Below are 13933 nucleotides of genomic sequence, written 5' to 3'. Positions count from 1 at the left end.
CATTGGGAAGAAGTCAGCACCTTCGCTCAGTGATTCAAGTTTCATCGAAAAAACCGCGATTCTCCAGGATCTTTCGGAGTCGCTCAAGGCACCGGGCACGCTGAGGGCCGATCGAACCCATGGGGATCCCGAGTAGCACCGAGATGTCTTGATAGGAGAGATCATCTTCAGAGAACACCGCCATGAGCAATTTCTGGCATTCGAGTTTCAGTTCAAGCAATGCAGTCCTCACATGAAGGGCGGTGTCTGCCCGTTCGGCTTCTTCGGCCGCAGAAGCCTCTTCGTCGGCGAGGAGTTGGTCTAGGCCAAGGTCGGGGCGATCGATCGGTAGGGTCTGGCAATGCTTCGATCTTCTTAGGCGCAGCGCCTCGCGGGAGGCGGTGGTCGCAAGCCAACGCGGCAGGGCCCAGCCGGATTCCACCCGGTCAAGAGAGCGATGCAACGCCAAAAAGGTGGTTTGGAAGACGTCTTCTGCGTCGTCGTCGGAGAGGCCCGCTCTCTTGGCAACGGAATACACATGGGCCTGCAGCGCATCGACAAGCGACGCCCATGCTTGCGCGTCACCCCGTTTGCACTTTTGGAGGATTCGGTCCAAATCCTCAAGTCCGCCTGAATTGGCCATTTGATGTGTCGAGTGTATCATGGCGCGCTCGGCGCCCCTCTTGTTCCGATGTACCACCCGCAGAGATGCGGGGGTGCCTTCGAAAGAGGTAAGAGACTATGAAACTTATGCTGACTTTGGTGGCCATGATTTCCGTGGCTGCATTCGCCCTTGGGTTCGCGCAAGGATCGCGTACACAGCTGTTTGCTTCCCTGTCCGGTGTGGGCAAAGGCAAGGCCGTCTACAAAGTGGATGCCCGAGGAGCCCGCGTTCAGGCCGAGATTCAGATTGGCGGTGAGAACCTGCCGGCCAACACTGACTATGTGGTGGTAGCCGGCGACGCTGAATGGAACGTCACGACAGACGCCTTTGGCCGCTTCAAGATCGCCCAACGCTATTCCGGCAACAATCGGCCGAACATCACCGCTGGCACGGCGGCAAGCGTCATGACGCTCGATGGGAACGTCGTTCAGACCGGTATTTTCATCCCTCGCTAGCTCGGAAGAGCACCAATCACCCTCACCGGCCGCCGTCGTCCGCTCTTGAATCTTGGAGTTGGGCGCGGCGGCTCCTCTGTACTCCATGCACTCCATGCAAGAGCGCGTTGCGCTTCGGCTCGGTTGACGCGAGCGATTTCGGCGTGAGATGGAGGGTGGCATCAAACTGAGGGTCCAAGTATCCTATTCCGCATGACGCCGCTTGCGGGCATCGACGCCCGAACCTCAGTCCTGCTCCCTCGTGATACCAATCAGGCCCTGGGCATCGGCCAGTTTGCGGTTGATTTCCTCGCGGGCAAACTCGGTCCGGGGCCCTCAAACACAGTCCTGGAGCGCACGCGCATGTTTCATGCGGACGCCTTTCTCTGCGGGACTTCGGCGCTGGCACTAAAAACTAACGCTCCGACGCTCTTGCGCGAGGAGGCACTCGAATACCCGGACCCGGACGGCGCGACGGTCTTCGGTTCTTCCGTGAAGGTGAAGGCTGAGAAGGCGGTGGTGGCCAACAGTTCGGCCGTTCGCGAATGGGATTCGAACGGAACAAACTTCGGCTACCGGCCCGAGCTTGGGCACACCGCCGGCGAGTTTGGACACAACGACTTCTATCCCGTCGTGATCGCAGCTTGCCAGCAGCGCGGGCTCGACGGTGCGACGGCTTTGAGAGCGATGGTCTTGCTCGACGAGATCCGGGGCAGGCTCGCCGAGGTCTTCAGCCTAAAGACCTACAAGCTGGACCATGTTGTCCACGGCGCGATCGCTTCGGCAGCGACCTACGGCGCATTGATGGGCGCCACGCCGGAGCAAATCGAGAGCGCCATCGGCCAGTTTCTAGCGCACTACATCCCGTGGCGGGCGATCCGGGCGGGGAAGCAGCTCAGCGACAGCAAGGGCGCTTCGGCAGCGATCAGTTCCGAGGCGGCGGTGCTCTGCATGAAGAGGGCGATGAAGGGGTTTGTGGGGCCGAGGGACGTCTTTAGGAACCCCGAGGCGATCTTTCGGTATTTCGAGCCCACGACCGAGGGGAAGGAGAGGTGGAAAGAGCAGGGGGAAAGCCCATTCGACCTGGTGCTCTCGCACAGCGGAGACGATTTCGCGGTGATGGGGATGCACTTCAAGCTGGGGCTCTATGAGCACCAGTCGGCGGGAGCGCTGCAGGGACTCTTGGAACTGCTGCTAGCTCATCCGGAACTCGTCGGACAGGTCGGACTGATCGAGGAGATCAAGATCCTGGCTTATGAGCCCGCGTTTGGCATCATCGGAAACCCGGCCAAGATGGACCCGAAGACCCGACAGAGCGCGGACCATTCGATGGCCTATATCGTGGCAACGATGCTGAGAAAGGCTCTCGAACGGCCCACGGAAGTTTTGAAGGCGGCTTCGACAGATGACCTCTGGAAGCTGCTGATGCTCTCTCCCTACGACTACAAGCCCGACGCGGCCGCTGTATTCCACCCCGTGACCCGGGAGATCATGTCGAAGATCAAGTTCGAGCATGGCGGACCGGAGTACGACGCCAAGTACCCTGAAGGGATCCCGACGTCGCTTTCCATTTCGCTTGAGCCAGGCGGCGGGGATGGAGCGCGGCCGAGGTCCGGCGCAGATTCCGGTTTGGTCATGTTCCCCGCGGGACATGCGAGGAACTCCTCGGCCGATCTGGGCTCGATCCTGAAGTCCAAGTTCGAGATGCTGGGGGCAATTGCGTTTGAAGACGCGTCCGTAGCCGACGCAGTGCAGGATCGCCTGAGCCGCTTGGGGGCCCTTTCGCGGGCAGAGCTGGCGTCGATCTATGAATGCGATATTGCGGATCGGCCAGGTTACGAGTAATGGCGCAGGAGCGTTCCGATCCGCAAACCGTCAATCGCTATCCGCTAACCCTCTGACAACAGCCTCACTTCCGCAGGCTCGTCCTCCTCGATCGTGGGGAACCTGCCGACCCCTTCATCCGCGAAGAAGTTGTCGTTCAGGTCGTCGTTGGCGGTCGAGACCTCGCCGATGATCACTTCGTCGCTTGCAGGCTCAAACGCGTGGTAGATCCCTGGCACGAGCGTGACCCTTTCGCCCGCCTCAAGCACTATCCTCTCTCCGGGGCGGCAGGTTCTGGGCTGGGCGTTGACATTCACCGAGAAGTCCCCGGAATGGCTTTCACGCGGGTGCCCGGGCCAGACCGTTATCGCCAATTCACCCCACCGGCAGATGATGTCTTCCTTCTTCACCTTGTGGGTGTGTGCCAGGCAGACCATTCCGCGCCGCTGATACATGAGCTTCTCGCAGTATTCGGGCTCTTCGGCAAGGTTGATAAGCAGGAGGCCCTTGCTCCAAACGTCGCCCATCCCGAAGTCGCAGACGTCCCACCTCGGCTGTGGAGGGAGGGCCCAGCCGTGGGCCTCAAAGCAGGCCCTGGCCTGACGGGCGAGCAGGTTGATGTCGGAGCGCTTCATGGTCTGAGCTTACTTGGTGCGCCCAGGGAGACCGCTGAGGAGCTTAGCCACTAGGGTCTGTCCATTCGGGGTCTGGAATTCCCTACCGGACACGGGTACAGTTCCCGGATGCTTCTCCGGATCCTCCCGCTCCTAGCCGTGCTGTCCGTGTTCGGTGCGTGCCGCCCAAGCCCCGATCCAAGTTCGCCGCTGGCTGAGCCTGAGCCCTCCAAGGACCAATCGGCAAACGTGACCCGCATGTTCAACGAGAACTGCTCGGGCTGCCACGGGCAAGACATGCAGGGCGGTGGCGCAGGAACCAAGTCCTTGGTCAGCCGCGACAAGTTCGATCAGAAGTGGGACAAGCAGTTCTTCGATACGATCAAGAACGGCAAGCCGGACATGGGCATGCCGGCCTTTGGCGGCAGCCTTTCCGATGAAGCGGTGTGGGCACTCGTCGTCCACGTGCGCGAGCTCCAGCTATCCGGCTTGCGTGCCAAAGAGGGCGACCCCAAGCCCGATTCCTCGGGGGCCTATGCCTCGAAGCTTCACAAGTTCAAGATGGTGGACGTCGTCACCTCGGGCCTGAGCACTCCCTGGTCCCTCGATTTCCTGCCGGACGGCCGGATGCTCGTCACCAACCGCCCGGGCGGTGTCTTGGTCGTCGACAGAACCGGAAAGTCGTCGCAAAGGGTGGAGGGCACACCGCCTGCAGTCGAGATCGGCCAGGGCGGCCAAATGGAGGTGGCGGTTCATCCCGACTATGCGAAGAACGGCTGGATCTACCTGTCGTTCTGCGATCCTGCCAAGAGCGGCGGGGGCGGCATGACGAAGGTCGTGCGCGGCAAGATCGACTTCTCGGGTGGCGCCCCCAAGTGGATGGACAACCAGACCATCTACGAAGCCGACCAGAAATATTACAGCGGAGCAGGCATCCACTTCGGCAGCAAGATCGTGTTCGACGGCAGGGGCCACGTGTTCATCTCCGTCGGAGAGCGGGGCACGAATATGAGGGTCCAGGACCTCGAAACCCCCTACGGCAAGATCATGCGCGTGAACGAGGATGGGAGCATCCCCGACGATAACCCCTGGCCCAAGAGCCCGGCATGGACCTACGGCCACCGCAACCCCCAGGGCCTGACGATCGACCTGGAGGGCAACGTCTGGGACACCGAGCACGCACCGAGGGGAGGCGATGAGCTCAACATGCTCCAGCGCGGCGCCAACTATGGCTGGCCCGTGGTGTGCTTTGGCATCAACTACAACGACACGCCTTTCCGGGTGCCGTGGCCCAAACCCGACCAGAAGATCGCCATGCCGGCCTTTCGATGGCTTCCTTCCTGCGCGGCGAGCGGCCTCGACACCATTCGTGGCACGGCTTTCCCCAATTGGAAGGGGGACCTGATCGCGGGTGGGCTGGCCGGCAGCAATGTGGACCGAATCCGGGTCAAGGGCGGGCAGCTCGTCGAGAAGGAAGAGCTTCTTCACGGCATTGGGCGCGTTAGGGACATCGCGGTCGCAGCCGATGGCGCGATCTATCTGGTGATCAACGGACCGGACAAAGTCGTCAAGCTCGTTCCTGCGGGATAATTCGGCATATGGTGAGCGTGCGCCAGGCGACGGTAGCCGACGCGCAGGCGATCGCAGATATCTCCGTCGCCTGCTGGCGATGGGCCTACGCGCATATTATCCGGCCGGAGCACATGGCCGCGCTTGAAGCGGTGCGACGGGCTGATCGCACCCGAGAGAAGCTGTCTCGGGGCGAGACGATCTTCGTAGCAGAAACAGACAACGGAGTCGTGGGGTTTGCCGTGCTTCAGGAACCCTGCAGTTGGGCCGGCGCCGACTATGAGGTTTCTGGACTCTATGTTCACCCTTCAGCCGCTCGTGGCGGTATTGGCCGGGCCCTGGTTGCTCGAGCTGCCACATACGGGCTGAAGCAAGGGCATGCGACGCTCGGAATCCACACCTTGCGAGACAATTCGATCGGGCGGGCGTTCTATGAGCGAATCGGCGGCACGCTTGTCTGCAAGGACACGTGGACCTTTCAGGGTGTGGATTACCCGGCCGTCTGGTATCTGTTCGACGACTTGGGGATTCTCTCAGGCGCGTAGTCCGCCGCATGTGGCTCCCATGTCTGGGGCTCTCCGACGAGGCAAAGACCCTTTGGCTCAAGGTCCCGATGGTGGCTGGTGTTCGCGCAGCTCGGTGTGTTCGGACCTCAGCATCGCGTACACCAGCGTGTCGCGCCGTTCGCCGTCGACGTCCTTCATGTTCGAGCGCAGGGTGCCTTCCAGCTTCATGCCGCACTTCTCGGCGACCCGGGCACTGGCCCCATTGCGCGGGTCGCAGCGCCACTCGATGCGTTCCCAGGGCCACTCCGAGAAGCCCCAGTCCAGCATGGATTCGAGCACGCGCGTGCCCAAGCCCTTGCCGGAGAGGTCTTCCCGAATCCACATGCCAATCTCCGCGATGCCGTTGGAGACCGGGGCACCCCGGAGGTGGAAGCCCGTGCCGCCTGCGAGTTTGCCGTCCAGCCAAATCCCGACGGTGAAATCGGTGCCCGCTAAGTAGGCTGCGCCGAGCCGGCGCGCCGTCTCTTCGCCCCGCTCGGCCGAGTACTGCTCGTCCGCCCACGGCAGCCACGGGCGTAGGTGGTGGTGAGAGCCCGAGATCGCTTGCCCCAATTCGGGTCCGTCGCCCGGACGATAGGGCCTGAGGAGGAGTCCGCTGCGCTCGAAGGACATTGGGGCGAGAAAGGGGGTGTGGGGATTCATTTCAAGTCAGGCTAGCTTGACCCAATCCAGCGATCGAAGTCTCGAATCCGCCGTCGCAAGCTCGGCCCCCAACGCAAACGCTGTTGCCGCGATGATCCGGTCGGCAGGGTCGCTATGTTTGAAATCCAAGGACCTGCTCAGCACGGCGATATCACCGGTCAACGGCGCCTCGTTGAACCCAGCTTCTGCGATCAGGCCCCGAATCGTCTTTCCGACGCTCTGGCCTGAGATCGCGATGCTTCCCCTTTCTGCAAGGAGGATTGACTCCCAGATGCAGACCGTTGGAACAAAAACGGCTCCGGGTTCGGCCCGCAGCTTCTCGCGAAGCGTAGCCTGAAGTTGGGGGTTGTCGAGGGCATACCAGAGGAAAATGTGGGTGTCCAGTACGATCATCGAAGCGCATCCCAAGGTTCTTCGAGAGGGGATAGGATGTCGCCGGTGATTCTTAGCCGACCTTTCGCAAATCCTGGCTTGGCCGGAGCCTTCGCGTGATCTTCGGCGGGCCCCAGTTCGGCGACGACCTTGCCCCTCTTGGTGACCTGGATCCGTTCACCGGTCATCTTGACCCGGTCGAGCAACTGAAGGCATCTCGCCTTGAACTCGGTTGCTGTGACGATCATGGGTATAGCATACCATAATGACCAGTCATGACGACTGGTCAAATAGACCCGGAACTCTCGTGGGAATCCCAAAGCTTGGCTTACCGGCTGCGTTCCGGGTAACTTCCCGTTCGGCGATTACGGAGAATCACCTATGCACAACACAAAACGGATTTTGGTGGCTACGGCGCTGCTCGCCTCGGCGATGGCTTTCGGCCAGGAGGCCAAGCAGATTGGCGCCTTGGTCAGGTTCGGCAATTTCAGGCCCAGCGAGCTTCAGGCCAAGAACGAGGGCAAGCAATGGCCCGTGTTCGGCGTCCAGTTCAACCTCGGCAAGCAGCGTACGGGCGCGAATGGCAACTCGAGCGGGCTCGCCATTTCCATCGACGGCTATTCGAAGGGCAGCCTCACCGGAATTCCGGTGATGGTCAACCAGGTCTCCGCCAACAAGGGCGTCATCCTCTCTGCCGGCTTGGGAGTCTCCTTCAACCGTGAGGCCAGACCCACGCTCAGCGGCCTCGAAAAGAAGAGCAGAATCCAGTTGGCCTATGGCTTTGGCGCGGGCTATGACCTAGCGAAGTACAAAATCCCCGGCGTCCTTGAGATCCGATACTTTGGGAACGGATACAGCACCTTGCAGGGGTTTTCGATCGGTGTTGGGCTCAGGTTTTAGGAGGTTGCGGTGAAGCGCTTGGAAGCGATTGTTCGCGTCAACAAGCTGGAAGCAGTCAAGGAAGCGCTGGAGGACATGGGGCTGCGCGGCTTGACCGTAGAGCAGGTGCGCGGCTACGGGCGCCAGCTCGGAAGGACCGACAAATATCGGGGAAGCACCTATGCCGTCAACCTGCTGCCCAAGGTCAAGGTGGTCGTTGTGCTTTCCGACGAGCATTTGGAGGAGGCCATCGAGGCGATCACCCGGGCCACGCACACCGGCGAGATCGGCGACGGAAAGATGTTCGTCAGTGACGTTGAAGAGGTCATCCGCATTCGGACCGGCGAGCGGGGCGAAGCCGCGCTGAGCTGATCGTGGGCCGCTGGCAGAACTTTCAGATCTGGCGGGGCAAACTGCCCCATTGGCGCGCCGACGACGTGACGTACTACGTCACCTTCCGCCACTCGCGCCCGCTCGACGAGGGGGAGCGGCGGCTCCTGATGCGACAGCTCCTGCGCCCGGAAGGCAAGAAGTGGGACCTTCTGATCCTCTGCATCCTGCCGGAGACGACCGAACTGATGTTTCGAGTGCGTGAAGCGGGCTCCGGCAGGCCCTACGAGTTGAGCGACATCGTGGAGAAGGCCAAGACAAAATCTGGCGCCGCTATCGTCAAGGCGACCGGCGAGCGCTATCCGCCCTTTTATCACGAGAGCTTCGACCGCATCGTCCGAGACGACGCTGAACTGGAGGAGAAGTGGAGCGCGATCCTCGAGTCGCCGGTTCAGGCCGAGCTCTGCGAAGACCCCGAGGATTGGGACGGGCTGTACGTGGCGCTGGAAGGAGGGCGGTGGGCAGTTGAAGGATGACGGTTTGCGGTTAGGGGTGGGTGTGAAGGGAGCGCGGGGTTCACCCCGCCTATTTTGGGTGAGCGGGCTTCAGCCCGCGATCCCCCTGGGGCGCCCCTGTGGCTCCGACTTAGCTGGCTCATGACGGAAGAGAACCAAGGTTGGCGGCGGGCTGTCATTCCGAGCGAAGCGAGGAATCTGATTGCAGCGCGGATTGCCCGAAGGTAGATTACGGGCGGGCCGGGAACACCAGCCATCGTGAGTGGCGCCAGCCAGAAGATCCCTCGCTTCGCTCGGGATCACAGCGCCACTCATCCATCACCGCAAATAGACCTATCGCAACCTGCATCGAACCTGGTATTCTTTTCCCCGTTACGATTCCACGTCTTCTGCCTTCGAGCTTGCATCGGCCTTCGGCCTGTTCTTGACTCTCACAGCACCGGACATCTAAATCGGAACAGAACACCGGGAATGGTCCCGGTAAACGGAGGCCAAATTGGCAACAAAAACACTTTACGTAGGCAACTTGCCGTATTCCACGAACGAGCAGTCTCTGACTGAAGCCTTCGGCGCATACGGCGCGACGAACGCACGCGTCATCGAGGGCCGAGGTTTCGGCTTCGTCGACGTCGAAGCGGACCAGATGGACGCGGCTATCGAAGCCATGCACGGCGCGCAGCTTGGCGGCCGAACCCTGACCGTAAACGAAGCTCGACCCAAGGGTGAGGGCGGCGGCGGTGGCGGCGGCGGACGCAGCTATGGCGGCGGCGGTGGCGGCTACGGTGGCGGAGGCGGCGGCGGCCGCAGCGGAGGCTATGGCGGCGGTGGCGGCTACGGTGGCGGAGGCGGCGGTGGCCGCGGAGGCCGTGGCGGCGGCGGTGGTGGCGGAAAGCGCCGCGACTGGTAATCGGAGTCATCAGATTTCAAGAAGGGCCTGGACTAAAGTCCAGGCCCTTCTTGCCTTATTGGGTCCGAACAACGGAGGATTGATGGAGAATAGACCCCAATGGAGATTCCCGCCGCAGCGGTGGTGTTTGTCAAGGCGTTCGCCATGCTCAAGAGCAGCACGTACCCCTACGTGGCCACTGACCTCCTTGAGCAGAAACCTGCGAGCAAGGACCGGTTTCTTTGGTTGATGCGAGACACACCCGGCCGCAAACACGCCCGGAAAGCCGAAGTCATCACCTACGGCGTTTCGCCGCAAGAGGTTGCCGATGCAGTAAGGGACTGGCGCGTCGGCTGGCATTTCCTGGGTGTGATGCACGAGTCGGAGAGTTTTGAGAAGGTCAAAGTTGAGTTCAAAGCGAGCGGCTACCGGTCTTTGGCCACCGAGTGGCTCTTCGTCCATGACCTGTCTTCGCTTCCTTCATATCGAAGCTCCATTCCCGTCGAGTGTGTTGAATCTCGCGCGGATGCCGAGCGCTTGAATAGGCTCGCGGGCGGAAGGGTCCTGCGTCCCGCCGACTTTGAGGAGCAGGGCGTTAGCTTCCGGCAGTACGTGATGGCGGACGACGTGGATGTTTTTGGGAAGGTGCGCAGCGTTGCCGTGGGTGAGGACGCCTGGGTTTCGGACCTCTGGGTACGGCCCATCTATCGTGGGAGAGGCTATGGAAAGGCACTGATGGCGCGGATGCTGGGAGACGACAAGGAAGCTGGGGTTCGCCACAGCGTGCTGCTGGCCAGCAAAGACGGGGCCAGGATCTATCCCGTTCTTGGCTACAGACAGCTTGCGGTGATGCAGATGTTTTGCCCCAAGCAAAGGTGAAGCACCTCTCCAGAGTGGAGGGGATCCACGAACGAGGAGAACCATGGGATTGGGTTCACCGTGCGTACGGGTGGTGAGAACCGCGAGGATTGTGATTCTGGCGGGAGTTGTGAGTGTGGACCTCAGACCTTTGGCCCCGGACCTCTCACCTCCACCCGCGACCCCCGAACTACATAACCCAATGTGAGAAATCCGCCGCCGCAGTCTTGACGGCGATCTCGCGGAGCACTTCCATGTCCACGTCCTCGAACTTGCGAAAGTTGAGACAGCTCTTGCCGACGTCGGCCTTCGGCAGCCGTTTGGCATAGGCCTCGGCCATATAGCCGCCGTCCATCCCCGCGCATGTGGCGAACATGATCGAGTTCTTGTTGCTCGCCAACCCCAGCTTGAACCAGATGCCCGAGCACTTCTTGCTCTTTCCTTGGTAGGGGAATTGCCCGAAGCCAATCTTCCCGGCCACCATCCAGGGCTCCAAGTCTGGCGCAGCCTCGCGCACCATGTCATAGATCGCCTGGATATGCGACCTTCGCGGTTCCTCGAGCCCGGCAATATACTCTTCAGGGGTTGCAGCGACGTTTGGCATGGGCGCAATGTACCTTGAAGGACCCAATGGCGAGCTCTGAATGTTGAAGACCGCAAGCCGCTCGCCGATCCGCGCCAGGGCGCCACAAGCGGCAAGGACTCTGGCGCAATCTTCCCTCTTAATTCGAGAAATCGCTGGCATCGCCAGATGCGTGGAGCAAACTGGGCTGTCGCCACAGGCCGAAGCACTGAACGGCCACCCACCGGCCTCTCTGCCAAAGATACGGCAAGAGTCGCCGTAGGACTGGTTTTCAGCCTGCCTATCGTCCCGTCGGGAGTTGCGGCATAATCTCAGGTCATGGAAGTCCTCGTGGATGCTCAATCCGTCATGCAGCGATTTGAGGACTTGCTCGCGTGCGCCTGCGGTGGCCCTTTCGAGATCGACCTCAGTGCGTCAGAGGCGCATTGTAGCGAGTGTTCGCGGCGCTATCGATTTGCGGACGGGGTCTTTGCGCCGGTGGTCGATGAGCCCGAGAGGGCCGAGGGCCATGATGTCCAGCTCGATGAAGAGCGATGCCGCGACCGCCAGGCGAAATTCTACGATGCGGGCATTGCCGTGAGCCTATCGAGCGGGGTCGAGGCAAGCAAGATTCGCAAGGCGCTCAGTTCACAGCCTTTTGATCGGGTGATTGAAATCGGCTGCGGAACTGGGCGGTTCACCGTGGACCTGGCCCGGCGCGCCAACCGCGTCGTTGCGGTTGACCGATCGGTGGGTTCGCTTCAAGTTTGCCGGGGCAAGCTGCAGGAAGCCGGCCTGGCCGACCGCGTGCTGCTCGTTCATTCGGACGTCCTGCAGTTGCCGGTAAAGCCGCGCGCGTTCGACCTTGCCTTGATGGCCCAGGTCCTTCAGCACCTCCCCTCCGCGAGCTTGCGGAGCCAGGCGCTCGAATCGATCGCGCAGACTTTGGAGCCTGGCGGGCGGTTCATCCTGTCCGCCTATGAGTGGCGGCGCATCCATCCCTATCTGATACATAAGGAAGGATTCCACCGGGGCGGCATCTACTACCGGCGGTTTACCCGCGACGAGCTTCGGGCGCTCCTCTCGGAGCAGTTCGACGTCGTGTCGATCGAGTCTTGCCTGGGAAAGCTCTTGCTGGCGCAGGTGAGCAGGTAACGACTGGGTAAGCCGGGTGAAGCAACCGGAGGAACGCTATTGCATCTGGCCGATCGCTCGGCTCATTGAATACTGCTTCCTTCCTCGGCGGTAAAGCGCCTGGAAAAGCACCGCAAGACCCCAGCAGTATGCGGCACTCTCCAACCAGTCCATATAGGGCCGGATCGCATCCTCGAAAGGGAACATCGCGGGCCGGCGTACATGATTCTCCCCAGGCGAGAGGTCAGGCCCGAAGTACTCGGCAGCCAAAAGAACGAGGATCACCGCGATCTCGCCGAAGTAGGCGCGCCAGTCGTCCTTGACCATCCCCCACGCGCAAGCCAGTGCGAGAATCGCCCAAGCCGTGGCATAAGCCGTGAACGGATAGTGCGCAACAGGAGACGTGAGGTCAGGATGAAGAAACCCGAGCGTCGCCCCGATCGGCGTATAGATGAGCAAGAGGCCGAGGATTGCTTGGACCGATACGCCAATGGCGCCAAGCCAACCGAGCCACGGAGACGACTTCTTGAGCCAGACGATCAATGCTGCATAGGCTGCGATGAAAGCTATGCCGGTCTCGTGGTCGGCCCATTGCCGCCACGACAACGGATACATCAAGAGGCTCGCCAACACCGGGCCAACAAACGTCAGGCCGAGAAACAGGATCAGAAACGCGCGGACTGGGCTTGCGAGCGCAAGCTCGATCTGGAGTATCGCAATCGTGGTCAAGCGTCTCAAGGCCGGCTCTTTCGTGCATTATGCATCGCGTCGCAGAACAGGGCCTTGTCGCCGTTCTTGGAGGTAGGCCGGCCTCATACAATAAGGCCGGCCTACTCCTCCGATGCAACCTGCGCCGTCATCTGCGTCCTCAGTTGAGGAGCCATGTTCCGTGCGACCTCGAACAGGCTTCCCGATCTTCCGCCCCTTAGCCATTCGGCAGCCGACGCCACCGCCAGTTCCTTCAGGTAGGCGAACGAGAACCCGTCGGTCGCCTTTGCCAAGACGGCAAGCTCCGGCGCGTTCGGGCGGACCTCCGCCGGCAGACGGCCGAAGAGCCTCCTCAACAGCAAGCGCCGCTCGGGCACGGCGGGAGGACCGAACTCGATCACGCGATCAAACCGCGAGGGCCGGTTTCGGATCGCCGGATCGAGCTGCTCCGGATGGTTCGTGGTCGCCAGCACCAGCACGCCGCTGAGCGGCTCGGTGCCGTCCAGCGCGTTCAGCACGGATGAAAGCAGCTCCTTTCGGATCAGCGAGTCGATGTCCTCCAGCACGAGCACGCACGGCGCCATCTCGCGCACCTTGTCGAACACCTCCTGCACGTCCTCGGGGTCCTCGCCGAAGCTCTTGACCACGAGCCGGGGCACGGGCAGCCGGTTCAGGATCGCGCGGATCAGGAACGTCTTGCCGTTGCCGGGCGGGCCGGCGAGCAGCAAGCCCCGCTTCCACGGCACGCCGAGCAGGTCGTAGTCGGCCTTCGCCTGGAAGAACCCGACGGTCTGGTCTTCGATCGCCTTGCGCAGGTCCTTGGGCAAGACCATGTCCGGCCAGTGCGAATCGCGGATCGCGCGGTCCATGGACTCCGATTCGTGCCACCAGCCCGCGTACACGTGCGTCGCAGGCGAGCGCTCGGTGGTGTAGCCGAACACGGCCTTCATGAACGCCTCGACTTGGTCCTCGGGGCCGACGATCCAGTGCACCCAGCCGCACTCCGATCGCAGCGTGCGGAGCACCTGGAACTTCTCGCCCAGCCACTCCACCTCGATCCACGAGGTGAGCAATTTTCGCTTCAGCCGCCGCTCTTCGCCTTCCCACTTCGAGAAGAACTGAGGCGTCATACGGTGGACGAGCGTCGCCTCGCCTGCGCCGTACTTCACGAAGCCGTCCACGTCGAAGCTCTCGTAGCTCTCGACCACGGCCTGACCTGGAAACAGCTCGTTAAGCCGCCTCGAAACCATGTAGGTCATCGTGCGGTCGTTAAAGGCCATTGCGTTCTCGAAGAACGAGGTCAGGTTTTCCATGTGCATGCAGGGTTTAGGTGGTCAGGTGCTCAGGTGTTGGGTCAATGGGTGATTGGGTTGTTGGGTCGCAGGTCGCAGGTCACA

18 protein-coding genes are annotated in these 13933 nt (G+C 61.6%); 10 read left to right on the top strand and 8 right to left on the bottom strand.

Annotation, left to right across the window (positions count from 1 at the left end; all coding sequences use genetic code 11):
* Positions 1-34: 34 nt before the first annotated feature.
* Positions 35-622 carry a sigma-70 family RNA polymerase sigma factor gene (locus tag HZC36_06880; protein ID MBI5706699.1) on the bottom strand — a complete coding sequence of 196 codons (588 nt, stop codon included), beginning with the start codon at positions 620-622 and terminating at the stop codon, positions 35-37.
* Between the two features lie 98 nt (positions 623-720).
* Here HZC36_06880 and HZC36_06875 point away from each other — a divergent pair, with 98 nt between their 5' ends.
* Positions 721-1098 carry a hypothetical protein gene (locus HZC36_06875; GenBank protein ID MBI5706698.1) on the top strand — a complete coding sequence of 126 codons (378 nt, stop codon included), beginning with the start codon at positions 721-723 and terminating at the stop codon, positions 1096-1098.
* A 192-nt stretch (positions 1099-1290) separates the two neighbouring features.
* Positions 1291-2922 carry an MmgE/PrpD family protein gene (locus tag HZC36_06870; GenBank protein ID MBI5706697.1) on the top strand — a complete coding sequence of 544 codons (1632 nt, stop codon included), beginning with the start codon at positions 1291-1293 and terminating at the stop codon, positions 2920-2922.
* 44 nt (positions 2923-2966) lie between these two features.
* On the opposite strand, the gene HZC36_06865 is transcribed toward HZC36_06870, so the two are convergent.
* Positions 2967-3536 carry a D-lyxose/D-mannose family sugar isomerase gene (locus HZC36_06865; GenBank protein ID MBI5706696.1) on the bottom strand — a complete coding sequence of 190 codons (570 nt, stop codon included), beginning with the start codon at positions 3534-3536 and terminating at the stop codon, positions 2967-2969.
* Positions 3537-3644: 108 nt separating this feature from the next.
* Here HZC36_06865 and HZC36_06860 point away from each other — a divergent pair, with 108 nt between their 5' ends.
* Together HZC36_06860 and HZC36_06855 are read left to right on the top strand one after the other, a co-directional pair.
* Entirely contained in the window at positions 3645-5105 is a 1461-nt protein-coding gene (locus HZC36_06860) for a PQQ-dependent sugar dehydrogenase (protein MBI5706695.1), read from the top strand.
* Positions 5106-5113: 8 nt separating this feature from the next.
* Positions 5114-5629, top strand: a complete 516-nt coding sequence (locus HZC36_06855; GenBank protein MBI5706694.1) for a GNAT family N-acetyltransferase — start codon at positions 5114-5116, stop codon at positions 5627-5629.
* 57 nt (positions 5630-5686) lie between these two features.
* Here the strand turns inward: HZC36_06855 and HZC36_06850 are convergent, their stop codons facing one another.
* Genes HZC36_06850 through HZC36_06840 form a run of 3 tightly spaced genes read right to left on the bottom strand, consistent with a single transcriptional unit; the run spans position 5687 to position 6912 of the window.
* Positions 5687-6292 (bottom strand): GNAT family N-acetyltransferase, encoded by a 606-nt coding sequence (locus HZC36_06850; protein MBI5706693.1) that lies wholly within the window; start codon positions 6290-6292, stop codon positions 5687-5689.
* 6 nt (positions 6293-6298) lie between these two features.
* Entirely contained in the window at positions 6299-6685 is a 387-nt protein-coding gene (locus HZC36_06845; protein MBI5706692.1) for a type II toxin-antitoxin system VapC family toxin, read from the bottom strand.
* Positions 6682-6912: a type II toxin-antitoxin system prevent-host-death family antitoxin gene (locus tag HZC36_06840; GenBank protein ID MBI5706691.1), complete on the bottom strand. Its 231-nt coding sequence runs from the start codon at positions 6910-6912 to the stop codon at positions 6682-6684. The genes HZC36_06845 and HZC36_06840 overlap by 4 nt, the downstream gene beginning before the upstream one ends.
* A 133-nt stretch (positions 6913-7045) precedes the next feature.
* On the opposite strand from HZC36_06840, the gene HZC36_06835 reads away from it, so the two are divergent.
* From HZC36_06835 to HZC36_06815, 5 genes are all read left to right on the top strand, one after another.
* Complete coding sequence (locus tag HZC36_06835) at positions 7046-7564, top strand: hypothetical protein (GenBank protein ID MBI5706690.1); 519 nt, start codon at positions 7046-7048, stop codon at positions 7562-7564.
* A gap of 9 nt (positions 7565-7573) precedes the next feature.
* Positions 7574-7915, top strand: coding sequence for a P-II family nitrogen regulator (locus tag HZC36_06830; GenBank protein MBI5706689.1), 342 nt, complete (start codon positions 7574-7576; stop codon positions 7913-7915).
* Between the two features lie 2 nt (positions 7916-7917).
* Positions 7918-8409: a hypothetical protein gene (locus HZC36_06825; protein ID MBI5706688.1), complete on the top strand. Its 492-nt coding sequence runs from the start codon at positions 7918-7920 to the stop codon at positions 8407-8409.
* A gap of 475 nt (positions 8410-8884) precedes the next feature.
* The gene (locus HZC36_06820) at positions 8885-9295 is read left to right on the top strand and encodes an RNA-binding protein (protein MBI5706687.1); all 411 of its coding nucleotides are present in this window, start codon (positions 8885-8887) and stop codon (positions 9293-9295) included.
* A 99-nt stretch (positions 9296-9394) separates the two neighbouring features.
* A complete protein-coding gene (locus HZC36_06815) occupies positions 9395-10153 on the top strand; it encodes a GNAT family N-acetyltransferase (protein MBI5706686.1) in 759 nt (252 codons plus the stop codon).
* A 169-nt stretch (positions 10154-10322) separates the two neighbouring features.
* Here HZC36_06815 and HZC36_06810 read toward each other — a convergent pair whose 3' ends face one another.
* Positions 10323-10736, bottom strand: a complete 414-nt coding sequence (locus tag HZC36_06810; protein ID MBI5706685.1) for a DUF1801 domain-containing protein — start codon at positions 10734-10736, stop codon at positions 10323-10325.
* A gap of 297 nt (positions 10737-11033) precedes the next feature.
* On the opposite strand from HZC36_06810, the gene HZC36_06805 reads away from it, so the two are divergent.
* A complete protein-coding gene (locus HZC36_06805) occupies positions 11034-11849 on the top strand; it encodes a class I SAM-dependent methyltransferase (protein ID MBI5706684.1) in 816 nt (271 codons plus the stop codon).
* Positions 11850-11885: 36 nt separating this feature from the next.
* On the opposite strand, the gene HZC36_06800 is transcribed toward HZC36_06805, so the two are convergent.
* On the bottom strand, positions 11886-12566 hold the full coding sequence (locus HZC36_06800) for a hypothetical protein (GenBank protein ID MBI5706683.1): 681 nt from the start codon (positions 12564-12566) through the stop codon (positions 11886-11888).
* Positions 12567-12658: 92 nt separating this feature from the next.
* A complete protein-coding gene (locus tag HZC36_06795; GenBank protein MBI5706682.1) occupies positions 12659-13849 on the bottom strand; it encodes an AAA family ATPase in 1191 nt (396 codons plus the stop codon).
* Positions 13850-13933 lie beyond the last annotated feature (84 nt).

This window comes from Armatimonadota bacterium (genome assembly GCA_016223145.1).
GTDB lineage: Bacteria > Armatimonadota > Fimbriimonadia > Fimbriimonadales > Fimbriimonadaceae > Nitrosymbiomonas.
Note: the sequence above shows the minus strand (reverse complement) of the source record. Positions and strands in the feature narration are given on the sequence as shown.